At 67.6% G+C, this 23,652-nt stretch carries 19 protein-coding genes; 2 read left to right on the forward strand and 17 right to left on the reverse strand.

Translation table 11 applies throughout. The annotated features are described in order from the left end of the window. Positions 1-10: 10 nt before the first annotated feature. The 5 genes from N4S67_RS16805 to N4S67_RS16825 are packed head-to-tail and all read right to left on the reverse strand — an operon-like array spanning position 11 to position 6,016. A complete protein-coding gene (locus tag N4S67_RS16805) occupies positions 11-2,797 on the reverse strand; it encodes a DEAD/DEAH box helicase (protein WP_260994153.1) in 2,787 nt (928 codons plus the stop codon). After that, on the reverse strand, positions 2,781-3,731 hold the full coding sequence (gene tatC / locus N4S67_RS16810) for a twin-arginine translocase subunit TatC (protein ID WP_260994154.1): 951 nt from the start codon (positions 3,729-3,731) through the stop codon (positions 2,781-2,783). The genes N4S67_RS16805 and tatC overlap by 17 nt, the downstream gene beginning before the upstream one ends. Before the next feature lie 46 nt (positions 3,732-3,777). Continuing rightward, complete coding sequence (gene tatA / locus N4S67_RS16815; RefSeq protein WP_260994696.1) at positions 3,778-4,026, reverse strand: Sec-independent protein translocase subunit TatA; 249 nt, start codon at positions 4,024-4,026, stop codon at positions 3,778-3,780. 29 nt (positions 4,027-4,055) lie between these two features. Continuing rightward, the gene (locus N4S67_RS16820) at positions 4,056-5,015 is read right to left on the reverse strand and encodes a helix-turn-helix transcriptional regulator (RefSeq protein WP_260994155.1); all 960 of its coding nucleotides are present in this window, start codon (positions 5,013-5,015) and stop codon (positions 4,056-4,058) included. Beyond that, positions 5,012-6,016 carry a helix-turn-helix transcriptional regulator gene (locus tag N4S67_RS16825; protein ID WP_260994156.1) on the reverse strand — a complete coding sequence of 335 codons (1,005 nt, stop codon included), beginning with the start codon at positions 6,014-6,016 and terminating at the stop codon, positions 5,012-5,014. The genes N4S67_RS16820 and N4S67_RS16825 overlap by 4 nt, the downstream gene beginning before the upstream one ends. A gap of 22 nt (positions 6,017-6,038) precedes the next feature. Between N4S67_RS16825 and N4S67_RS16830 the strand changes: the two genes are divergently transcribed. Beyond that, positions 6,039-6,629 (forward strand): class I SAM-dependent DNA methyltransferase, encoded by a 591-nt coding sequence (locus N4S67_RS16830; protein ID WP_260994157.1) that lies wholly within the window; start codon positions 6,039-6,041, stop codon positions 6,627-6,629. Positions 6,630-6,644: 15 nt separating this feature from the next. Here the strand turns inward: N4S67_RS16830 and pafA are convergent, their stop codons facing one another. After that, a complete protein-coding gene (gene pafA / locus N4S67_RS16835; RefSeq protein WP_260994158.1) occupies positions 6,645-8,003 on the reverse strand; it encodes a Pup--protein ligase in 1,359 nt (452 codons plus the stop codon). A 113-nt stretch (positions 8,004-8,116) separates the two neighbouring features. Here pafA and N4S67_RS16840 point away from each other — a divergent pair, with 113 nt between their 5' ends. Then, entirely contained in the window at positions 8,117-9,697 is a 1,581-nt protein-coding gene (locus N4S67_RS16840; protein ID WP_260994159.1) for an alpha/beta hydrolase family protein, read from the forward strand. A 9-nt stretch (positions 9,698-9,706) separates the two neighbouring features. Here the strand turns inward: N4S67_RS16840 and N4S67_RS16845 are convergent, their stop codons facing one another. The 11 genes from N4S67_RS16845 to N4S67_RS16895 all read right to left on the reverse strand — a co-directional run bounded on the left by N4S67_RS16845 (position 9,707) and on the right by N4S67_RS16895 (position 23,585). Beyond that, complete coding sequence (locus tag N4S67_RS16845; RefSeq protein WP_260994160.1) at positions 9,707-10,492, reverse strand: IclR family transcriptional regulator; 786 nt, start codon at positions 10,490-10,492, stop codon at positions 9,707-9,709. A gap of 12 nt (positions 10,493-10,504) precedes the next feature. Next, positions 10,505-12,343, reverse strand: a complete 1,839-nt coding sequence (locus N4S67_RS16850) for a putative nucleotidyltransferase substrate binding domain-containing protein (RefSeq protein WP_260994161.1) — start codon at positions 12,341-12,343, stop codon at positions 10,505-10,507. After that, positions 12,318-13,859 carry a GMC family oxidoreductase gene (locus N4S67_RS16855; RefSeq protein ID WP_260994162.1) on the reverse strand — a complete coding sequence of 514 codons (1,542 nt, stop codon included), beginning with the start codon at positions 13,857-13,859 and terminating at the stop codon, positions 12,318-12,320. Before N4S67_RS16855 ends, N4S67_RS16850 begins: the two co-directional genes overlap by 26 nt. After that, the gene (locus N4S67_RS16860; RefSeq protein WP_260994163.1) at positions 13,859-15,394 is read right to left on the reverse strand and encodes an APC family permease; all 1,536 of its coding nucleotides are present in this window, start codon (positions 15,392-15,394) and stop codon (positions 13,859-13,861) included. The genes N4S67_RS16855 and N4S67_RS16860 overlap by 1 nt, the downstream gene beginning before the upstream one ends. Positions 15,395-15,399: 5 nt before the next feature. Next, positions 15,400-16,878, reverse strand: coding sequence for an aldehyde dehydrogenase family protein (locus tag N4S67_RS16865; protein WP_260994164.1), 1,479 nt, complete (start codon positions 16,876-16,878; stop codon positions 15,400-15,402). Beyond that, positions 16,868-17,986 carry an aromatic ring-hydroxylating oxygenase subunit alpha gene (locus tag N4S67_RS16870; protein ID WP_260994165.1) on the reverse strand — a complete coding sequence of 373 codons (1,119 nt, stop codon included), beginning with the start codon at positions 17,984-17,986 and terminating at the stop codon, positions 16,868-16,870. The genes N4S67_RS16865 and N4S67_RS16870 overlap by 11 nt, the downstream gene beginning before the upstream one ends. Then, on the reverse strand, positions 17,983-19,080 hold the full coding sequence (gene solA / locus N4S67_RS16875; RefSeq protein WP_260994697.1) for an N-methyl-L-tryptophan oxidase: 1,098 nt from the start codon (positions 19,078-19,080) through the stop codon (positions 17,983-17,985). The genes N4S67_RS16870 and solA overlap by 4 nt, the downstream gene beginning before the upstream one ends. Before the next feature lie 38 nt (positions 19,081-19,118). After that, positions 19,119-21,560 (reverse strand): GcvT family protein, encoded by a 2,442-nt coding sequence (locus tag N4S67_RS16880; RefSeq protein ID WP_260994166.1) that lies wholly within the window; start codon positions 21,558-21,560, stop codon positions 19,119-19,121. 200 nt (positions 21,561-21,760) lie between these two features. Then, positions 21,761-22,501, reverse strand: a complete 741-nt coding sequence (prcA, locus tag N4S67_RS16885; protein ID WP_260994167.1) for a proteasome subunit alpha — start codon at positions 22,499-22,501, stop codon at positions 21,761-21,763. Beyond that, positions 22,498-23,370, reverse strand: coding sequence for a proteasome subunit beta (gene prcB, locus N4S67_RS16890; protein ID WP_390893439.1), 873 nt, complete (start codon positions 23,368-23,370; stop codon positions 22,498-22,500). Before prcB ends, prcA begins: the two co-directional genes overlap by 4 nt. Before the next feature lie 20 nt (positions 23,371-23,390). Then, complete coding sequence (locus tag N4S67_RS16895) at positions 23,391-23,585, reverse strand: ubiquitin-like protein Pup (protein ID WP_011893953.1); 195 nt, start codon at positions 23,583-23,585, stop codon at positions 23,391-23,393. Between the last annotated feature and the right edge of the window lie 67 nt (positions 23,586-23,652).

Raw genomic sequence — 23,652 nt, forward strand, 5'->3', positions numbered from 1 at the left:
CTCAGACACCCTACCCCGCATCAACGGCCACGACGCCGCGTCGAATGTCGCTGATCGCGCGTTTCGCGCAGGCCCGCAGCGCCGGTGTCGGTGCGGCGTTGCGCACCTGGTCGAGTAGGTCGAGCACCTGGCGGCACCAGCGCACGAAATCGCCCGCGGACAGCGGCGAACCGGAGCCCGTGGCGTCGGAGGCGGCCAGCGCGCTGGTCAGATCGCCGGTGGTGGCCCACCGGTAGACCGCGGGCACGAATCCGTCGTCGGGCTCGCGGCTGGCCGTGATGCGGTGGCGCTGCTCGTCGGAGCGCAATTCCGTCCACAACCTGCGCGTCTGGTTGAGGGCGCGGCGCAGCTTGCCGGTGGGCGCGTCGACACCCTGCGGCGCGCCTGGCGTGTCGCCGCGGGACTCGTAGAGCACCGACGACACCACCGCCGCCAACTCCGGCGCGTCGAGTCCCTCCCACACGCCGCTGCGCAACGCCTCGGCGACCAGCAGATCGCTCTCGCTGTAGATGCGGGCGAGCAGCCGACCGTCGTCAGTGACCTCAGGCTCGCCCGAACTGGAGTCGATGAACCCACGTTCGGTGAGCAGCACGACGATCCGGTCGAACGTGCGGGCCAGCGAGTTGGTCGCGGCCGCCACCTTCTGCTGAACCTGCGCGTTGTCGCGTTCGATTTTCAAGTACCGCTCGCCTAGCCGCGCCTTCTCCTCGCGATCGGGCAGCTGGTGGGCCGGGTGGCGGCGCACCTGTTCGCGCAGAGACGCCAACTCTGGGTCGATATCGGGTTCCGCGGCGGTCGAGCCGGCACTGCCCCGCCCGCTGCGCTTGTTCTTGCTCGAGGGGACGGCGAGCCGTTCCGCCGCCGACAGCAGTGCCGAGGTGAGATCGCGCCGCGCCCGCGGGTTGCGATGCTCGACCCGCTTGGGCAGCGTCATCGACCCGAGCGGCTCTGCGGCTCCCGAGTAGTCGGCCGTGGAGATCCGTCCGGCCCAGCGGTGTTCGGTGAGCACCAGCGGCCGCGGGTCGTCCTCGTCGCGGGCCGGTTCGAGCACGACGGCCAGACCGCCGCGCCTGCCGTTGGTGATGTTGATGATGTCGCCGCGGCGCAGCGCGGCCAGCGCGTCGTTGGCCGCCTTGCGACGCTGCAGTCGCGACGCACGTGACTGCGCGCGTTCACGCGACGAAATCTGTTGCCGCAGACGGACATAGGCCAGGATCGGTGCATCTGTGCCGCCGAACTCGGCGGCGATCTCTTCGAGCATCCGATTGCCGCGCTCGATGCCGCGGACCAACCCCACCACCGATCGGTCCGCCTGATACTGCGCGAACGAACTCTCCAGGAGGTTGTGCGCCTGCGCCGGGCCCATCTGGTGCACCAGATTGATGGTCATGTTGTACGAGGGGGCGAACGAGCTGCGCAGGGGGAAGGTTCGGGTCGACGCAAGGCCGGCCACCTCCGCGGGCTCGACATCGGGAGTCCAGAGCACCACGGCGTGGCCTTCGACGTCGATGCCGCGACGACCGGCCCGTCCGGTCAACTGGGTGTACTCCCCCGGCGTCAACGGCATGTGCTGCTCGCCGTTGAATTTCACCAGCTTCTCGAGCACCACCGTGCGGGCGGGCATGTTGATGCCCAACGCCAATGTCTCCGTGGCGAATACGGCTTTGACCAGACCTGCGGTGAACAGCTCCTCCACGGTGTGGCGGAACACCGGCAGCATCCCCGCGTGGTGCGCCGCCAAGCCACGCAGCAGCCCCTCGCGCCATTCGTGATAGTCCAGCACCAGCAGGTCGGCTTCGGGCAGGTCGGCGCAGCGGCGGTCGACGATTTCGGCGATACGCGACCGCTCCTCGTTGGTGGTCAGCCGCAGCGGCGAGCGCAGGCACTGCTTGACCGCGGCGTCGCACCCGGCCCGCGAGAAGATGAACGTGATGGCGGGTAGCAGTCCTTCGCGGTCCAGCGTGCCGATGACCTCGGGCCGCGGCGGTGGACGGTAGAAACCCGACCGACCGCGATTCGGGCCGCGATTCCGGCCGCGCGGCTGCCAGTCGGTCAGCCGTTCGGCTTCGCGTCGATGCGCGATGTGGCGCAACAACTCCGGATCCACAAGCAGCTCGCGGCGCTCCGCCCTTGAGACGCCGGCGGCGCGCGAGGCCCGGTAGTCGAACAGGTCGAAAAGTCGCTTGCCCACCAAGACGTGCTGCCACAACGGAACCGGGCGGTGTTCGTCGACGACCACCGCGGTGTCCCCACGCACGGTCTGGATCCAGCCGCCGAACTCCTCGGCGTTGCTCACCGTCGCCGACAGGCTCACCAGCAGCACGTCGTCGGGCAGGTGCAGAATGACCTCTTCCCATACCGCGCCGCGCATCCGGTCGGCGAGGAAGTGCACCTCGTCCATGACCACGTACGAAAGACCCTGCAGCGAAGCACTGTTCGCATAGAGCATGTTGCGCAGCACTTCGGTGGTCATCACGACGACGTCGGCGTCGCCGTTGATCGACTGGTCACCGGTGAGCAGCCCGATCTTGTCCGCGCCGTATCGGCGGACCAGGTCGTTGTGCTTCTGGTTGCTCAACGCCTTGATGGGTGTGGTGTAGAAGCATTTGCCGCCCGAGGCCAGCGCCAGGTGCACGGCGAATTCTCCTACCACGGTCTTGCCCGCCCCTGTCGGAGCGCAGACCAGCACTCCGTGCCCGTTGTCCAGCGCTTCGCAGGCTCGGCGCTGGAAGTCGTCGAGCTGGAAGGGCAGCTGCTCGGCGAAGTCCGCCAGCCGGGCGCTAGGTGGCGTCGTCATCGACCACGAGCCGTGACGGCGTCGGCACGGCGGCGGGCGCTTCGACGGGCTCCACGTCGCCGATCGGTGCCGCCTCCTCGTCCGGAACGTCGGTGAGTGCGGCGCGCCGCGCCTTGCGTTTGTCGTGGAATCTGGCGATCTGGATGGCCATCTCGAGCAGCACCGTCAGGGCGAACGCCAGGGCGAGCATGGAGAACGGATCGGACCCCGGGGTGAACAACGCGGCGAAGACGAACAGCGCGAAGATCAGTCCGCGGCGCCACGCCTTGAGCCGTTCGTAGGTCAGCACCCCGACCAGGTTCAGCATCACGATCAGCAGCGGAAACTCGAAGCTGAACCCGAACACCAGCAGCAGGTTGATCAGGAAGCCGAAGTACTGGTCGCCTGAGAGCGCCGTCACCTGCACATCGCTGCCGACGGTCAGCAGGAAACCCAGAGCTTGGGACAGCACCACGTACGCCAGCACCGTGCCGCCGATGAACAGCCCGGCGCCCACGACGACGAAGGCCACCGCGAACCGGCGCTCCTTCTGGTACAGCCCCGGGGTGATGAAGGCCCACACGTGATACAGCCAGACCGGGCAGGCCATCACGATGCCTGCCGTCAGGGCGACCTTGAGGCGCAGCATGAACTGGTCGAACGGGGCGGTGGCGAGCAGCCGGCACTGACCGTCCGGGGCGATGGTGGCCCGTGCCGACTCGGGCAGCGCGCAATACGGTCCGCGCAGCCAGTCGCCGAGGCTGGGCAGCCCGAACACGCCGTGGGTGTACCAGAGGAACCCGAGGATGGTCGTCAGCACGATCGCGGCGAGCGCCAGCAGCATCCGGTTGCGCAGTTCGGCCAGATGTTCGACCAGCGACATCGTGCCGTCGGGGTTGGCCCGCGAGCGGCGTCGCCGGGGATCGAGCTTCTTGAGTATTTCTGGGGTGCGCACGGGCTATCGACGCCGCATCGAGCAGCGGCCAGTCAGCAGTCGGACGTCAGGCCGGGCGTTGGTCCGACCGCGGCTCGGCTGTCGGAGCCGGCGGCGTGTCGGCGCGCTCGGATGCGATGGGGGTAGCGGGATGAGCCTCTTCTTTGGACTCCGCCTGCATCTCCTTGATCTCGGACTTGAAGATCCGCATCGACTTGCCCAGCGAACGCGCGGCGTCCGGGAGCTTCTTGGCACCGAACAGCAGCACGAACACGGCAATGACGATTACCCAGTGCCAGGGTTGTAGACCACCCAATTTGGTCACCTCCAGACGACGCGGCCAGTCTACTCGGTGCCACCGTAAGCGCTCAGTGCGGCGGTGGCCGTTTCGCGCACCCGGCGTGCCAGCGACTCCGGTTCGAGCACCCGCACCGCCGAGCCGAACCCGAGGACGAAGCGGGTCATCCAGTCTTCGGAGGCGTATGTCATCGCGGCGTGGCAGGCGCCGTCGGGGAGTTCGCGGATGACCCGCAGCGGGTAGTAGTCGAACATCCAGGACGCGGACCGGTCGATCAGCAGCGTCGCCGACGGCAGCGACGGGTCGGCGTCGAACAGGGACGTGTCCGGTTCGGCGGCCACAGCCGGCGGTGGCGGCGAGGACGGTTCGTCGAGCACGCGGGCGTCGACGATTCTGTCGAAGCGGAACAGCCGCACCCCCTCTGCGGTGCGGCACCACGCCTCCAGGTAACTGTGGTCGGCGACCAGGACCACCCGAATAGGGTCGACGACGCGGCTGGTCAGCATGTCGTGCGACGCCGAGTAGTACTCGATGGTCAGCGCGCGGTTCTCGCGCACCGCCCTGCGCACCGCGGCGGCGGCCTCGCTCTCCGCCGGAGCGGGCTCGTCGACCGCGGCCTCCGCGCCGTGGCTGACGGTGCCTGCGGCCGACTCGATCTTGGCGATCGCGCTGCGCGCGGCTTCCGGATCGAGGATTCCCGGGACGTCGACGAGCGCCCGCAGTGCCACAAGCACGCCGGTCGCCTCCGGCGATGTGAGCCGCAGCGGATGGTCGATTCCCGCCGAGAACGTGACTTCGATTGTGTCGCCAGAGAATTCGAAGTCGATGAGGTCGCCCGGCCCGTAGCCCGGCAGCCCGCACATCCACAGCTGGTTGAGATCCTCGCGCAATTGCTTCACGGTCACCCCGAGGTCCGACGCCGCCTCGGCGTAGGTGATCCTCGGATTGGCCTGGAAGTACGGAACCATGTTGAGCAGCCGCACCAGCCGTGTCGATACGGCACTCATGCCCGCACCCCATCAGTCAGCCCGGCCTGCGCCCGCAGCCTCGACATCACATCGTCTCGCAGCGACTGCGGTTCCAGCGCCACGGCGTCGGGGCCGTAGCTGGCGACTTCGCGGGCCAACCGGTCGGTCATGCCGATGTCGACGGTGATTTCCTCACCGGCGCGCCCGTTCAGTGTCAGTGGGCCGACCACATTGGCCCGGCGGCGCAGCGCGGTCGCGCGCCCGTCGGCGACCCACACCCGCGCCTGCGTTCCGGTGGGCGGGTCAGCGACCACACGGCCGACGATCTCGCGCAGGTCGACCTCGGCGGGCGGCTTCACCACACCGGGCGGGCCGATCGGTGTCACCTCCGCACCGATACGCGACAGCCGGAACGTCCGCATCGCGTCGCGGTCCCGGTCGTGCCCGACCAGATACCAGCGACCCTTGTCGGTCACCACGCCCCACGGCTCGACCGTGCGCACGGTGTAGGGCTCGCTGCGCGATGGCCGGTGCGGGAACTGCACGGCTTGCCCCGAATCGATGGCGGACAACAGGATTCCCAATACTTCCTCGGAACCACGCAGGCCCGGCAATGCGGCGGTCGAGGTGATGGCGACGTCGCTGTGCGGTGCGTCGACGTCAACGCCCGCAGCCCGCAGCTTGAGCAGCGCACCCTGGGTGACGGTGATGAGTTCCGGCGACTCCCACAGCTGGGTGGCGACCGCCACGGCAGCGGCTTCATCAGCAGTCAACTCCACGGCAGGCAGCGCGTACGCGTCGCGGTTGATGCGGTATCCCTCGGTCGGGTCGAACTGCGACACCCGACCCGTCTCCAACGGGATGCCGAGGTCGCGCAACTCGTTCTTGTCGCGTTCGAACATGCGCGAGAACGCCTCGTCGGAGGCGCTGTCGGAGTACCCGGAGACGGTCTCGCGGATCCGGTCGGCCGTGATGAAGCTGCGCGTGGACAGCAGCGCGATGACGAGGTTCATCAGCCGTTCGACTTTGGAGATCGCCACTCGTAAGAGCTTAGGGTGAGTCGTGGGCTCTCGTTGGCAGGACACCTCGGCGCCCCGCGGCGACGACTACGACGCGCGCTGGCGAAAGCTGGCCGCCGAGGGCAGGAGCATCCACGGCGAGGCCGACCTGGTCGCTTCGCTGCTCGGGGCGTCGGGCGGGACCCGTGTCCTGGACGCGGGGTGTGGCACCGGCAGGGTAGCCATCGAACTCGCCGCCCGCGGATTCTCGGTGATCGGTATGGACCTCGACGCGCAGATGCTCAGTGCCGCCCGAGCCAAGGCCCCGCAGCTCACGTGGATCGAGGCCGATCTGAGTGAGGCGAGCGCGCATCTGGACACCGACTTCGACGCAGTGGTAATGGCGGGCAACGTGATGATCTTCGTCGAGCGCGGTTCCGAAGGCCGGGTCGTCGAGCAACTCGCCGGCCGGCTCGTCCCCGGCGGCCTGCTGGTCGCGGGATTCCAGCTCAGCACCGGACGGCTGACGCTCGACCGGTACGACGACCACGCGACCGCGGCCGGACTAGAGCTGGTGGACCGCTGGGCGACGTGGGAGCGGGAACCCTTCCGCGGCGGCGACTACGCGGTATCGGCGCACGCGAAGCGCGGGTAGTCCCGGCGTATCGAGCTACATCGAGGCGATGAGGCGTTTGACCCGCTCGTCGACCGACCGGAACGGGTCCTTGCACAGCACGGTCCGCTGAGCCTGGTCGTTGAGCTTGAGGTGCACCCAGTCGACGGTGAAGTCCCGGCCGGCCTCCTGGGCAGCGCTGATGAACTCGCCGCGCAACTTGGCCCGCGTGGTCTGCGGCGGCGTGTCGACCGCCGCCTCGATGTCCTCGTCGGTGGTGACGCGGGTGGCCAGACCCTTGCGCTGCAGCAGGTCGAAGACGCCGCGGCCGCGCTTGATGTCGTGGTAGGCCAGGTCGAGCTGGCTGATCTTGGGGTCGGACAGTTCCATGTTGTAACGGTCCTGGTAGCGCTGGAACAGCTTGCGCTTGATCACCCAGTCGATCTCGGTGTCGACCTTGGCGAAATCCTGGCTCTCTACTGCGTCGAGCTGACGGCCCCACAAGTCGACAACCTGCTCGATCTGCGAATTCGGCTCGCGGCTCTGCAGGTATTCGACGGCGCGCGAGTAGTACTCGCGCTGGATGTCGAGTGCGCTTGCCTGTCGTCCACCGGCGAGGCGGACCGGGCGCCGGCCGGTGAGGTCGTGGCTGACCTCGCGAATGGCGCGTATCGGATTGTCCAGGGAGAAGTCGCGGAACGGCACGCCGGCCTCGATCATCTCGAGCACCAGTGACGCGGTGCCGACCTTGAGCATCGTGGTGGTCTCGGCCATGTTCGAGTCACCGACGATGACGTGCAGCCTGCGGTACTTCTCGGCATCGGCGTGCGGCTCGTCGCGGGTGTTGATGATCGGACGGCTGCGCGTCGTCGCGCTCGAGACGCCTTCCCAGATGTGCTCGGCGCGCTGGCTCAGGCAGAACGTGGCCGCCTTGGGGGTCTGCAGCACCTTGCCCGCGCCGCAGATCAGCTGGCGGGTGACCAGGAACGGGAGCAGCACGTCGGAGATTCGGGAGAACTCGCCGGCGCGCACGATCAGGTAGTTCTCGTGGCAGCCGTAGGAGTTGCCCGCCGAGTCGGTGTTGTTCTTGAACAAGTAGATGTCCCCGCCGATGCCTTCGTCGGCCAGCCGTTGCTCGGCGTCGATCAACAGGTCCTCGAGCACCCGCTCCCCTGCCCGGTCGTGGGTGACCAGCTGGATGAGGCTGTCGCATTCGGCGGTGGCGTACTCGGGGTGGCTACCGACGTCGAGATACAGGCGTGCGCCGTTGCGCAGGAACACGTTCGAACTGCGGCCCCACGACACCACCCGCCGGAACAGATACCGGGCGACCTCGTCTGGGCTCAGCCGGCGGTGACCGTGAAACGTGCAGGTGACACCGAATTCGGTCTCGATGCCCATGATTCGTCGCTGCACCTCATCGAGACTACTGGTTGCTCACCGGGCGCGGCGCGCAAGCCGCGCCGAAGCGTCGCCAAAGCCTGTGGATAACCTCGGCGCTCACGCCCGCTTCGATGCCACGATGAGGCATGGCGACGAGGCCGACCGTTTCCGAAGCGCAGGCCTGGAACCCCGACGCGCTGCGCGACGCGGCGGAGCAGTGGGACGCGGCCGCGACGCAGATGTACGCGGCCGTCGACTCGGTTCTCGACGACGTCGAGCGCGCCTCCGCCGAATGGCTAGGTGCGGCCGCCGATGCGGCACGGCGCGAGGTGCGCGCGGCGGCCGCGGCCTCGGACGACGTCGGTCGAGCGGTGGTGATTACGGCGGTCGCGGCCCGCGAAGGAGCCCAACAGATCGCGGTTGCCCGCTCGGACGTGCTGGCCGACGTCGAGGAAGCCCGCGCCGAGGGCTTCGACGTCTCCGACGACGGGTCGGTCGCGGTCCGCGCCGCACCCTCCGACCTTCTCGTCGCGCTGTCCGGCGGCGACGCCCGCGTGGCCCATGAATACCTGGTCGTGCGGGCGGCTGAGCTGACCCGCCGCATCACCGAGTCGCTTGACCTGCTCGGCGCGGCCGATGCCGATGCCGCCGCCGACATCGCCGAGGCGTTCCCCGGACCGGCCCACCCGGCGATGACCGTTTCAGCACCTTCGAATGGCGGCGCGGTATCGGGCTGGCCCACCATGGGCCAGGCCCGCATCGCGGAGCAGATCGCAGCGCTGAGCCCCGGGCAGCGCAGGCAGCTGATCGCCGATTTTCCCCACCAGGTCGGCAACACCGACGGCGTGCCGTGGGACATGCGGATCGCAGCAAATCGGGTCAACATCGCGCAGGCGGTACTCGACGCGCCGCAGGGCGAGCGCGCCGCCTTTTACCGGGGCCTGCTCGGCGAGGTCGACGACCCCGGCGGCCACCGCGTCGACCGCCAAATCCTGGCTTTCGACCCCGGCCGGTCGAGCTTGATCGAGCTCAACGGCAATCTGTCGACCGCGAGCAGCCTCGCGGTGTTGATCCCCGGGCTGAACACCACGATCGAGGGCTCGGCGGCCAACACGCAGACCATGCGCCGGTTCGTATCGGCCACCCGCGGGGAGGTCGCCGCGATCACCTACCTGGGCGGGCCGTTCCCGCACGGCGACAACCCGGCGGCGGCGCTGATCGACGCGGCGAACCCGCGTTTCGCGCTGGAGATGGCGCCCCGGCTGGTCGCCTTCAGCGAGGATGTCGATCGCACTGTCGACGCGCTGGGCCGGGGTTCGGTCCCGGTGACCTATATCGGCCACTCCTATGGCGGTTCGATTCTCGGCACCGCGGAGGTGTTCGGGCTCACCGCCGACCGCACGCTCTACCTCGCGGCGGCGGGCGCCGGAGTCGGCGTCGACGATCCCGGCGATTGGCACAACCGCAATCCCGATGTGGAGCGGTACTCCATGACCGCGCCCGGCGACTTCATCCAGGCGGTACAAGGCATACCCGGTGGCCCGCACGGGGCCGATCCTGACCACATGCCTGGCGTAATCCGTTTGCCGACAGGCTATTACGATGACGGCCGGTTGATGGGTGGCTGGCAATCCCACTCCGACATGATCAATCAGCCGTCCGATTCGTGGCGCACTATCCTGGCGGTGATCACCGGGGATCCGGAGAGCCTGCACCGGGCCGGGTGACGGGGAGCCTCATTCGCGCTCGACCCAGCCGAGGCGCCGGCTGACGGCGTCGGCCGCAGCGACGACCAGCTTCGCGATCTCGGTGAACCGGTCTTCACTGAGGCGATACGACGGACCCGAAACGCTGAGCGCCGCAACAACTTGCGATCCTGCGTCACGAATCGGAGCGGCCACGGCGTTGAGACCGACCTCCAGCTCCTCGGTGACGAAGGACCAGCCGCGGTCGATGACGTCGGCCAGCTCACGTTGCAGGTTCTCGATGTCGACGACGGTGTTGTCGGTGAACGACTCGAGCTTTTCGGCCAGACGGGCCCGCAGCTGCGCCTCGTCATGGCAGGCCAGCAACACCTTGCCGCTGGATGTGGCGTGCGCGGGGCAGCTCTGGCCGACCCACGTCTGCAGGGCGATCTCACCGGGTCCGCTGGCTTCGACGATGTTGACGATGCGGTCGTCGTCCAGAATCGCGACGTTGGCCGTCTCCCCGACCTCACCGGCCAGACCGTCGCAGATGTCCTGGCTGAGTTTGACCAGATCGAGTTGCGCGCTGCCCGCACGGGCCAGCCGGGCGACGGCGAAGCCGAGTCGGTACTTGCCGCGCTCGGCCACCTGCTCGACGTAGTTGCGGGACTCCAGCACCGCGACCAGTCGCGACACGGTGGACTTGTGCACGCCGAGTTCGGCGGCGATCTCGGTCACCCCCGCCTGCCCCAGCGCCGCCAGGATTTCCAGCACCTGCAAAGCGCGATCCACGGACTGCACTGCGGCGGCGGGCCGGTCGTCGTCCTGTTTGGCCATCGTGCGACAACCCTATACGCGGGGCATTCCAAAATCGCCGACCCGCCGTCGCACCGCGGCGATCTCGCGGAGCCCGTCACCGAGCAGACTGCGGTTGAGCGGCGAGAGCTCCGACATGGTCACGACGTCACCGGGGGTGTGACCGGCCGCCAACTGCTCCACCTGGTGAGCCATCCGCAGCCGCTGCAGCATGACGAAGACATCGCCGAGGGTCTGCGCGTCCCGGTCGCTGATCGCGCCGGACTGCGCGGCCGCGGACAGCCGTACCGGTGTGGTGGCCGACGTGACGTCGGCGGTCAGCCCTCCCCAGCGGGCGAGGTTGACGATTGGCACGACGGCGTGATTCTTCAGGTCGAAGGTACCGCCGCGCCGGGACAGCACATCGCGCAGAGACCGGGTGCGCACCTTCGACGAGAGCGCGTCAAGGCGTTGCAGCCGCAGCGTGTTCGGATGTTCTTCTCGCATGCGGCGGTAGGCCGTGGGCACAGTGTGCAACGTGGGGTCCCCCCAGACCACGCGGCCGTCGATCAGCAGTGACGACAGGATCAGGCCGCGGTCACGTAGCGGATGCTCCAGCCAGCCTTCCGCCGCGGCCAGCCAATCCGATTGCGAGCGAGCGAAACTCGCCGCAGAGGCCACCGCACCGTTACGATCCGACGGCAGTCCGCAGCCGTCGAGGATGTCATGCACACGCACCGCGACCGATCGAAGTTGCGGGATTGCCGCTGCGAGGTCGTCGCGCCACGACAAGGCACTGTCCACGTCGGACGACGGCATCGCCTCGCGGCGCGCCACACTACCGAGGGTGAGCCACGCGAAACCGTCGCTCGGCGCGTCGGTTTCGGCGAGGGCGAGTTCAAGTGCCTTGCGCACCAGGCTGTCGATGACGACCGAGAGGATGGCGCTGGTCGCCGACGCCTTCGTCCCGTTCTGAAACAGTTGACCCGCGACCCCGGCGACGCGCCGGCCCACGCGCTGCAGATCGGCCACCGTGCCCGCCTGACCGATCGAACGACGCAGCACGAAGCTCTGCCGCGTCGACGCGGCGAGCAGGTCGGCGTCCTCGAGCACACCGATCACGTCGCCCCGCGGAGTCAGCACGGGCATGTGCCGCAGCCCGCGTTCGAGCATCTCCATCAGCACGATGTCAGCGGTCAGATCCGCGGTGACCGTGTGTGCGGGCGCGGTCATGACCCGGTCGATGCGGGTGTCCAGCGGCTGTCCGGCCGCAACCACCCTGGTGCGCAGGTCGCGGTCGGTGAAGATGCCCAGCGTGCCGTCCGGCAGTCTGACCAACGCACAACTGGCGCTCTGCTCGGTCATGTCGCGCACCGCGTCGCGCACCGAGGTATCGGGTCCGAGGAGCAGAACCGCCCCGTGCACGAGTTCGCCGACAGGCCTGCTGTCCGTGGCCGCCGCGATCGTCGGCCGGTCGGCGGTTCCCACGTTCCACGCCGAGGATGCCAGGAATGCCAGCCCCGCCGGCTTGGCGAACTGGGTCCGCATTGGAGCGCCGGGCAGGCGAATCAGCGTGCTGGGGCCCATGGTGCGCGCGTCGAAATCCAGGCCCGCCCCGGTGAGCAACGGCATGTAGCCGAAAATGCCGCCAGGGCCGACGGTGTCGATGACCGTGCCGTCGGTCGTCGACCGCAGTACCACGTGTCCGGTGTAGACCATCCATACGTCGTCGGGGACACGGGCCGAGTAGTCGGCGATCACCGTTCCGGGCGCGAACTCCTCGACCACGGCCTTGGTCGCGAGCGACGCGAGTTCCTCGTCCGCCATCGCCTGGAAAGGCGTGTGCCGGCGGAGGAACGACGTCAGTTCATGCTGATCGGATGAGGTCGGCACACTTCTCCGCCATCGTCATCACGGTGATGTTCGGGTTGACCGACGGTAGTTTCGGCATCGCCGACGCGTCAACCACCCGCAACTTCGACACCCCCTTCACGCGCAGTTGCGGGTCGAGCACTGCCATCGGATCACCGACGGCGCCCATCCGTGCCGTCGCCGCCGGGTGGTAGACGGTGTTGTGGCACTTGTGGATGTAGTCGAGCAACTCGTCATCGGTCGTCGCGTCGGGTCCCGGTGCCAGTTCGCGGCCCACCCAGGCCGCCAGCGGCGGCTGTTCGGCGATCGTGCGCGCCAACCGAACACCGGCGAGCATGATGCGCTCGTCGTATCCTTCGGGATCGGTGAAGTATTTCGGATCCACCCGCGCCCGGTCCCGGAAGTCGCGCGTGCGCAGCCGCACCGTGCCGCGGGATCGGCCCTGAGTCACGTTGGGGGTCAGGCAGAAACCGTTGTCGGTGGTCGGGTAGCCGTGCCGCAAGGTGTTCATGTCGAACGGCACGCTGCCGTAGTGCATCATCAGATCCGGCTGCGCACCACCCTCGTCGACACACGTGAACAGGCCGATTTCCCACCACTGCGTCGACGTCGTCACCATGGGTCGCGACGCTTCCCAGAACACCAATCCCTCGACGTGGTCGTCGAGGTTGGCGCCGACGCCGGGCGAGTCGACGCGCACGTCGATGCCGAACTCGCGAAGGTGCTCGGCGGGCCCGATCCCGGACAGCATCAACAACTTCGGCGTGTCGATCGCACCCGCGGTGACGACGACTTCACGGCGTGCGGACACCGTGTCGTAGCCGGACAGGTCGGGCCGTTGATAGCGCACGCCGGTGGCTGCGTTCGCATCGTCGAAGACGATCTCGGCGACCCAGCATTTCGTGCGGACCTCGAGGTTCGTCCTGGTGTCGAGGATGGGGTGCAGGAAGGCGTGTGACGAGGAGAGACGGTTGCCGTCGCTAGCGGCGTTGATCTGGAACCACCCGGCGCCGTGGCGAACCGTCTCGCCGCGGTTGAACGCCACCGTCGGCATCCCCACCATGGCTGCCGCCTCGAGAACGGCGGCGCCGCAGGGATCTTCGGGCGGCACGTCGCGCAGCCGCACCGTCTGCGTGAGGCGCTCGGTCAGCGGAAGCACCTCCGCGGCACTCCAGCCCGCCGCGCCCATCTGCACCCACTCGTCGAGCGCCTCGGCGGGCGGGTGGAATGCGATGCACGAGTTGTGCGACGAACATCCGCCGAGCACCTTGGCGCGCGCGTGCCGCATGAACGAGTTGCCCCGCTCCTGCGGTTCCACCGGATAGTCCCAGTCGTAACCGGAGTCGAGCAGATGCATCCACTCCGACAGCACCAGGATGTTGTCGTCACCGACGTCGGAGGGGCCGGCCTCGATCAGGCATACGGTGACGCCGGCGTCTTCGGACAGCCGCGCTGCCAGCACACAACCGGCGGTGCCGCCGCCAACGATGACGTAGTCGAATGCGTCTGGCCCGTGGGGAGAGTCGGCACCAGCCATCAGGGCTGTTCCACCGCCTCGGATGTGGTTGTGGCGGCGTGTGATTCGAGGCAGCCGATGTGATGACGGCCCTTGACGAAGTACCACAGCAACCCGGCGCCGACAATGACGCCGATGTAGACGAACGCGCCCCAGGTGTTGTACCAGGGGTCGCCGTACACCGCCGAGCGCGGCCAGGCCAGGTTCAGCGACATCCCGATCCCCCACACCACCGCCACGATGTTGACCAGCAGCCCCCATCTGCCCATCGTGAAATAACCACCCTTTTTGAGATCCTTCGGCGGCCACTGGCCTTGCAGGCGCTTCTTGAGCATCGGTCCGGTCACCATGAGGTACGCCAGGTAGATCATGATGATGGCGATCGAGGTCAGCACCGTGAAGATCTTCGGTTGACCGATGTTGATCACCAGGATGACCACCGCGATGACGCCGATGGTCACCGCAGGCACGATGGGCGTCTGCGTCTTGGGATTGACCGTGGCCAGCTTCTCACCGAAGGGCAGTGCGTTGTCCCGCGCCATCGCGAAGGTGAGCCGGATGGCCGCGGTGTGCACCGCAAGGCAGCAGACGGTCACCGCGATGACGATGCAGACCAGGAACACCTTGCCGAGTGGTCCCCACATCACCTGCTCGACGATGTACTGCAGGCCGCCGGAGCTCTCGCCGAGCGCGGGGTCCTCGAGATTGGGCGCCGCCATCACGGCGAAAACGAGGATGGCGCCACCGATCACGAACGACGCCAGGATCGCGCGGGCGATGGCCTTCGGCGCTGTCCGGCGCGGCTCGACGGTCTCCTCCCCCAGCGAGCTGGCGGTGTCGAAGCCGTACATCACGTAGCCCGAGGCCAGTGACGCGATCAGGAAGGCACCGAGGAAGCCCATGGATTCGTCGGTGCCGTACCCGTTGGTGGAGAAGAAGATATCGGGCCCGCGATCGATGTTGATCGCCAGTAGGAACGCGATCAGCACCGCGGCGATCAACTCGATGAACACGCCGGTGCTGTTGATGCGCGACATCAACTTGACGCCGAGCGCGTTGATCAGCGTGGTGAACGCGATCAGCACCGTGCCGAGCAGCACGGCGTTGGCGGCATAGTCGTATTCACCGGTGCCGTCGCCGACGATCTGGAACCCGCTCCACAGTCGCGGCAGATTGAGCTGGTAGGCCAGCGCCACCGCGGAGATCGTGACGATCGACGCGGTGAGCATCAGCCATCCCGACGTCCACCCGACCAGCCGGCTGGCCAGTTTCTTCGACCAGTTGTACACCGACCCCGCCACCGGATACTTGGCGGCGAGTTCCATGAAGCACAGCGCGACCGCCATCTGCCCGACGAATACGATCGGCCAGGACCACAGGTAGGCCGGGCCCGCGGTGCCGAAGCCGAAATAGAACAGTTGGAACGTGCCCGTCAGGATCGAGATGTAGCTCACCCCGGCGGCGAAGCTCGCGAACTTGCCGATACTGCGGTCGAGTGACTCCCGGTACCCGAAGTCCTCCAGACCGCTGTCGGCGTGTGACTCTTTGATCACCATGTTGCCTATCCTTTGAACCAGCCCGCGGGTGTGGGCGCCGTGTTGTGCCAGATGTGTTTGATCTCTTGATATTCCGTGAGCCCGGTCGGGCCGAGTTCGCGACCGTTGCCGGACTTCCCGAAGCCTCCCCACTCGGCCGCGGCGGTGTAGTAGCCGAAGTCGTTGAGCCAGACCGTGCCGTGCCGCAACGCACGCACCACACGTTCGCCTCGCGCCGAATCGGATGTACGCACACCCGCCGCGAGGCCGTACTGCGTGTCGTTGCCCAGCGCGATGGCTTCGGCCTCGGTGGTGAAGCGCTCGACGGTGAGGATCGGCCCGAAGGTCTCTTCCTGAACGATCCGCATGGAACGCTGGCATCGGTCGAAGATCGTCGGCAGGTAGAAGCTGCCGGCCGCAAGCGCCGGGTCGCTGGGTCGCGCGCCGCCGGTCACGAGTTTGGCGCCCTCGGAAACCCCCTGCGCCACATATTCTTCGATCTTCGCGCGGTGTTGTTCGGAGACCAGAGGCCCGGTCTCACTGGCGGGGTCCATTCCGTCGCCGATCCGAATCCGCTCGGCACGGCCTGCGAGTTCGGCGACGAAGTCGTCGGCGATGGACTCCTCGATGATCAACCGGGTGCCCGCCGAGCAGACTTGGCCCGAATGCAGGAAGACACCCGTCAGCACATGGTCGATCGCGCTGTCGGCGTCAGCGTCGGCGAAGACGATGTGCGGATTCTTGCCGCCCAGTTCGACGGCCACCTTGGTGACATGCTCGGCGGCCACCTTGCTGATGGTCCGCCCGGTGCCCAGTCCGCCGGTGAACGAAATGAAGTCGACGTCGTCGGTGTCGGTCAACGCGGTCCCGAGTGCCGCGCCGCTGCCCTGCACCAAGTTCACCACCGAGGGTGGAACACCCGCCTCCTCGAGCAGGTGGGTGAACGCGATGGTGGACAACGGCGTCACCTCGCTGGGCTTGGCGACCATGGTGCACCCGGCCGCCAGCGCGGGGGCGATCTTCCACGACATCTGCAGCAGCGGATAGTTCCACGGAGCGATCAGGACGCACACGCCGATCGGTTCGCGAACCACCCGGCTGATGACCGCCGGGTCTCCGACGTCGACGATGCGGTCGGCTTCCGCCCCGACCAGCCGGGAGTAGTACCGGAAGACCGATGTCACGTCGTCGATGTCGATGTGGCTCTCGGCCAGCGTCTTTCCGGTGTCGACGGTCTCCAGACGCGCGAGGTCGTCCTTGTCGCGTTGCAGCAGGTCGGCTACCCGGTCGAGCAGCTCCGCGCGCTCGGTGACGGCAGTGGCACGCCAGGCACCGTCGTCGAAGGCAGCCCGCGCCGCGGCGACGGCGTCTCGGGCGTCGTCGGCGGTCGCCTCGTCGACAACGGCGGCGACTGTACCGTTCGCGGGATTGATGACGTCGCGCGTCCCGCGGTCCGCGGCGTGACGCCAGGTCCCTCCGATGAGGAGATCCGGTTCACCGTTCATCGAGATGGGACACTACCCACTCATGGAACTCCGCGATGTGGTGTTCGGCGGGGACGAGTATCCCGCCGTTGCGGTAGGCGCGCGACGCCATGGCGGGTTGGGTGCGTTCGCATGCCTCGAAGTCCTGCTCGTTGACCCGGTGGAACAGCTCGACCGAGCGCGAGACGTCCCGGCCCGACGCCACGACGTCGGCGCTGTAGAGCCAGTCACATTCGACGATGGTTCGCGTCGGTGACATCGGGAACATGCGATGGAAGATGATGTGGTCGGGAACGAGGTTGATGAACACTGTCGGCTTGACGGTGATCGCGTAGTAGCGGCGGTCCTGTTCCTCGGTGATGCCCGGTAGCCGGTCGAAGCCGGCCGTCCCGTCGACCGTGAAGCCCGCTGTGTCCGAACCGAACTCCGCGCCCAGTCCGACGTTGGCCTGCGCCGCCACGCCGCGCGCGAATTCCGGTAGTACGCCGACGAGTTCGGGATGGATCGAGCTGCAGTGGTAGCACTCCATGAAGTTCTCGATGATCAGCTTCCAGTTGGCCGCCACGTCGTAGACGATCCGCTTGCCCACGTCGAGGCCGCCGATGCCGTAGCGATCGATCGCGTCGGGATCCCCGAGCGTCCTGGTCGCCTCCGCGACCACGTCGTCGAACGGCGGCGGGGTGTCCGACAGGCACACCCACGCGTAGCCGAGCCACTCGGTCAGCGCGACAGGAACGAGCCCGTAGCGATAGCGATCGATGGCCCCGCCGGAGTCGTCTGTGAGCGAGCCGATGTTGGGTGCGGCCATCAGCTTGCCGTCGAGGCCGTAGGTCCACGAGTGGTAGGGACAGCGGAAGCTGCGCTTCACCTGCCCTTCGGACTCGGTGCACAATTGCGCCCCGCGGTGGCGGCAGATATTGAGGAAGGCGCGCAGCAGCCCGTCGCGGCCGCGGACCAACAGCACGCTCTCGCGGCCGATCTGCAGCTTGCGGAACGCGCCGGGCGACGCGAGGTCCGATGACCGCACGGCGCAGACCCACAAGTTCTCGAAGATGGCATCCTGCTCGGCGGTGAACACCGCGTCGCTGACGTAGTAGTCACCGCCGAGTGTCGTCCGAAGGCCTGTCATGTGGTCACCAGCCGTCGTGGGTCGAACAGAGCGATGGGATGGCCGGTCTGGCCGTCGATGGCGAGGTCGGCCAGGATCTCCCCGACGACGGGGACGAATTTGAAGCCGTGGCCGGAGAATCCGCACGCCACGGTGATGTTCTGCGAATCGGGGTGGCGAGCGATCACGAAGTGCTCATCGGGGGTGTTGGAATACATGCACGTCGCCGAGTGCACGCAGGGGCCGTCCAGGGCGGGCAACAGTTCGCTGACCCGCGACCGCATCTCGGCGATCTCCCGGTCGTGGACTTCGCGGTCGATGGTCTCCGGCGTGCAGACGATGCCCTTGCGGAAGAACGCCACCTTCACTCCACCGTCGGGACCGTCGATGGCGGGGAAGCCGTAGATCTGCTCGCCGGCGGCGTTCTCGTCGATGAAGATCGGGTGGTCGACGAACGGCCCGATGCCGTCGATCGGGTTGAGCCAGTAGAGCACCTGTCGTTCGACGGTGATCGGGATGCCGAATTCCGCCAGCACTTGTGGTGCCCATGCGCCGGGGCAGATGACGAGTTGGCCTGCGGTGTAGGCGCCGCGTTCGGTGCTGACAGTCACGCCTGCCGAGGACTCGCCCCACTCGACCACGGGCTCACCGAAATGCAGTTCTGCGCCTGCGTGTTCGGCGAGGTCGATGTGCGCCTGAACCGTCATCTCGGGTCGGGCGAAACCAGCCTTGGCCTCGTAGAGTGCGATGTCGTCGGGGCGTGGCCTGAAATTCGGGTAGCGGGAGCGGATCTCGGTGGCGTCCAGGATCTCGTGCGGTAGATCCCATTGCCTGCTGGCGCGGAGACTGCCGGCGACGGTGAGGGAGTCGGGCGCACCGATGAACAGCCCTCCGGTGAGCCGGTACACCTCTTTGGACGTGTCGGCCGCCAGCTTGTCCCAGAGTTCGTAGGCGCGCAGCAGCAGCGGCACATACACCGGGTCCTCGAAGTAGGACTGCCGGATGATGCGCGAGCCGCCGTGGCTTGATCCCCTGGTGTGCGCCGGACCGAACTTCTCGAGCCCGAGAACTCGCTGCCCGCGGGCGGCGAGGTGGTAGGCGGCTGCCGACCCCATGCCGCCGAGGCCGATGACGATGACGTCGTAGTTCACTGTCACCTCTTGATCTTGGTCATCTCGGGATCCACGACGGGTTCGCCGTGAACCCTGGCGTTGTGCCTGGCGCCCCGGTAGTCGACGCGCAGGACGTCGCCTGGTGCGGCCCCGGCCGGCAGCCACGCGTAGGCGATGGTCCGCCCGATGGTCGGCGAGTAGCCGGCACTGGTGACATAACCGACGCACTCATCGCCGCGGTAGACCGGCTCCTTGCCCATGGCCACGGCCGTCGGCTCGTCGAAGACGATGCTGCACAACCGGTTACGAGGCTCGGATGCGCCCGTCAAAGCGGCCTTCCCGATGAAGTCGTCCTTGTCCATCCGCACGGCGAACGCGAGCCCGGCTGCGGCGGGCCGATGTTCGGCAGTCATGTCCGTGCCCCACGACCGGTAGCCCTTCTCGATGCGCAGGCTGTTGAACGCGATGCGGCCGGCGGCGATCACCCCGTGCTCTCGGCCGGCGTCGAACAACAGGTCCCACAGCGCGGCGCCGTATTCGGCACTGGCGTAGATCTCCCACCCCAGCTCGCCGACGTAGGACACCCGCAGCATGGTGACCGGGATCGCGCCCAAGTAGGTCTGCAGGGCGCGGAAGTACTTGAACGCGCCGTGGGACAGATCATCTGAACACAGCGGCTGCACCATGCCGCGAGCGAGCGGCCCCCACACGCCGATGCAGCAGGTGGCGCCGGTGATGTCGCGCAGCGTCACGTCCCGGGGCAGGTGGCGATGCAACCAGTCGTAGTCCATGGGCGAATTCACCGCGACCTGGAAGGTGGTCTCGGCCAGTCGGGCGACGGTGATATCGCTTCGGATACCGCCGGTCTCGTCGAGCAGCAGGGTGTAAGTCACCGAACCGACGCTCTTGTCGATGTTGTTGGTGGTCATCTGCTGCAGGAACGACACAGCACCGGAACCGGCGATTTCGTAGCGGGTCAGCGGCGTCATGTCGTACATGGCGACGCGTTCGCGCGTGACGTGCGCCTCGGCGATCGAGATCGGTGACCAGAACCTCGAGGCCCACTCATCGCGCTGCGGGCATGCGAGACCGTGGCTGAAGAGCTGTTGTGCGAGTGCGTGGTTCGCCTCGTACCAGGCCGGCCGCTCCCAACCCGCGCCCTCGTAGAAGTACGCGCCGAGTTCCTGCTGTCGATGATGGAACGGACTTGTGCGCAGGCCGCGCAGCGCGGTGCGGAACTGCGCAGGGTGGACGATGTCGTAGACCTCGACGAAGGCCTGTGAGCTGGTCGTCATGATGAACTGCGGGCTGCGGGCGACATCCTCGAAGCGATACAGGTCGCATTCGTGGACATCGGTCGACGGGGTGCCGTCGACGATCCATTCGGCGGTGGCCTTCGCGACGCCGGCCGAATGCGTCACCCACACTGCTTCGGCGACCCAGAACCCCGACAGGTCACGGTGTTCACCCATGATCGAGAAGCCGTCCGGGGTGAACGAGAAGATCCCGTTGAACGCCTCCTCGACCTTCGAGTCGCCCAGCGCGGGAAGCAGTTGGCAGGCTTCGCGCCACGCGGGCGCGAAGTCGTCCTCGGTGAACGGCAGCATCGACGGCATGGGTTCCCCCGCGGACTCGGCCAGCAGGGCCGACATGTCCACGGGCATCGGTTTGTGGCCGTAGTTGCCGATTCCGATGCGGTCGCCGTGCTCGCGGAAATACAGGTCGCGGTCTTGGTGCCGCAGGATCGGCAGGCCGGCCTCGGCCAGTTCGCTGTTGCGTCCGACGAGCGGCGCGATCTGGCCGGTCCGCGCGTACTGGTGGGCCATCGGCACCAGCGGTAGGACGAGGCCGACGCCTTTGGCGAACTGGGCACCCCAGAACCCGGCGGCACAGACCACGATGTCGGCGTCGACGATCCCGTCACCGGTGCGGACCCCGGTGACCCGTCCGCCCCTGTCGACGACACCGAGCACTTCGGTATGCGGCCGGAAGGTGGCGCCGCGTGACATCGCCTGCCACGCTTGGGCTTCGGCGGCCCGCACAGCCTTGGCCAAACCGTCGGCGGGGGTGTGGAACCCGCCGAGGACACGCTCGCGGTCGAGCAGCGGATGCAACGCCACACACTCGACCGGGGTCAGCAGCCGGCCCTCGATGCCCCACGCCGCGGCCCAGCCGGCCTTGCGGTGCAGGTCCGCCAACCGCTCCTCGGTGGTCGCGATCTCGAGACCGCCGACGGGGTTGAACGCCCAGCCGCCGGGGTGGGTCAGTGCGTTGAACTTCGCCACGGTGTAGCGAGCGAATGCGCTCATCGTCTTGGACGGGTTGGTCTGGAACACCAGGCCGGGCGCGTGCGAGGTCGACCCGCCCGTGGCGAACAGCGGTCCGCGGTCCAGGACGGTGACGTCGGTGTACCCGCGCGCGGTCAACTCATCTGCCAGCGAGGTGCCGACGATGCCGGCACCGATCACCACGACTTTCGGCATGCGCCGGACTCCTGGATTGTTGCGCAGAACGCAACGCGTTCTGTATTACGCAACTCATGCTCCTCCGCTGGACATGCGCCGTCAACACGAACACGCAGAATTCACGGTGCAGAAATGTGCGGGGCTGGCCGCGGTGCCGAATGTAGCGCCACGGTGACCTTCGGCCTGACTTCGCGGCCTGACGTTACGGTCGGCGTGCCCTAGCCGTCGGAGTCCTGTTGCGACTCTTCGGTTACGGGAAGCAGGGCTTCCAGCGCCGGTCCGGTGATGCGCCGGAACGCGCGACGCGGGCGGTTGACGTCGAGAACCGCCACCTCCAGCGTCGAGGGGCCGAGTGTGCGCGGCTCCCCACCGCCGCCGTTCTGAGCACCGGCCTTCAGCGCGTCGATTGCGATCGTCGCGGCGTCGGACAGCCCGGCATTCTCGGTGAACGACTCGTTGAGCTTCTCGATGATCGGTTCGGTGGTGCCGCCCATCACCACGAAGTGCGGCTCGTCGGCGATCGATCCGTCGTAGGTGATCCGGTACAGCTCAGGGGGTTTGGTCTCACCGTGGTGCGCCACCTCTGCGACGCACAACTCGACCTCGTAGGGCTTGGCCTGCTCGGTGAAGATGGTGCCGAGAGTCTGGGCGTACACATTGGCCAGCTGGCGGCCGGTGACGTCACGCCTGGCGTAGGCGTAGCCGCGGGTGTCGGCGTACTGGATCCCTCCGCGACGCAGGTTGTCGAACTCGTTGAAGCGGCCGACGGCGGCGAAGCCGACACGGTCGTAGAGTTCACTGACCTTCTGCAGCGAGCGCGACGGGTTCTCGGCCACGAAAAGCACACCGTCGGCATATGCCAGCGCGACGACGCTGCGGCCGCGGGAGATGCCCTTACGCGCGAGCTCCGAGCGCTCGCGCATCGCCTGCTCGGGCGAGATGAAGTATGGAAAGCTCACGAGTCTCCCCGCGCGTCATGGGACTGATGTGCCGAATCCGGGCCGAAGGTGTCTGAGCGCGAACGGCTTTCGATCACCTGCCGGGCGAAGTCCGCGATGCGTTGTTCAGGGACCTCTTCTGCGCCGTCGGCGCTGATCACCACCGCGGTCGGGTAGATACCGCGGACCAGATCCGGCCCGCCCGTGGCGGAGTCGTCGTCGGCTGCGTCGTAGAGCGCCTCGACCGCCACCCGTAGCGCCGAATCCGCATCGGAAACTTGCGTGTACAGCTTCTTGATCGAGGATTTGGCGAAGATCGAGCCCGAGCCGACGGACTGGTACCCCTCCTCCTCGATGTTCCAGCCGCCCGCGGCGTCGAAGGACACGATGCGGCCCGCGGCCAGCGGGTTGGGGTCGTTGAGGTCGAAGCCCGCGAGCAGTGGCAGGGCGATGAACCCCTGCAGGGCGGCGCCGAGGTTGCCGCGCACCATCGTCGCGAGCCGGTTGACCTTGCCTGCGAAGGTCAGCGCCACCCCTTCGAGCTTCTCGTAGTGCTCGAGTTCCACGGCGTACAGGCGCGCGAATTCGACGGCGATGGCGGCGGTGCCCGCGATGCCGGTCGCCGTGTAGTCGTCGGTGATGTACACCTTCTGCACGTCGCGGCCGGCGATCATGTTGCCCTGGGTCGAACGGCGGTCACCAGCCATCACGACGCCGCCGGGATATTTCAGCGCCACGATCGTGGTGCCGTGCGGCACTGCATCCGTCGGGCCGACGGCCTGTCGGTTCACCGGCAGGAGTTCGGGCGCCTGGCGGGCCAGGAGTTCAGAGAATGACGACAAGTCCACAGGTACGGAGGGAGCTCCAGGAAGGGGTGAGGGGAAGGCCAGAGGTTCGCGGTGCGACCAGGTCACTGGCCACCCTTCTGGACATACGCCCGGACGAAGTCCTCGGCGTTCTCCTCGAGTACGTCGTCGATCTCGTCGAGCAGATCGTCGGTCTCCTCGGTCAGCTTCTCGCGACGCTCCTGGCCGGCCGCCGTGCTGCCGGTGGGATCGTCGTCCTCGCCGCCGCCACCACCACGCTTGGTCTGCTCCTGAGCCATCGCTGCCTCCTGCGAATGTCATCGGCGGGCTCACTGCTGCCCGCCGTTACTCCACACTACCGGTCAG

The sequence above is a fragment of the Mycobacterium deserti genome (genome assembly GCF_025345615.1).
In the GTDB taxonomy this organism is placed as follows: Bacteria; Actinomycetota; Actinomycetes; order Mycobacteriales; family Mycobacteriaceae; genus Mycobacterium; species Mycobacterium deserti.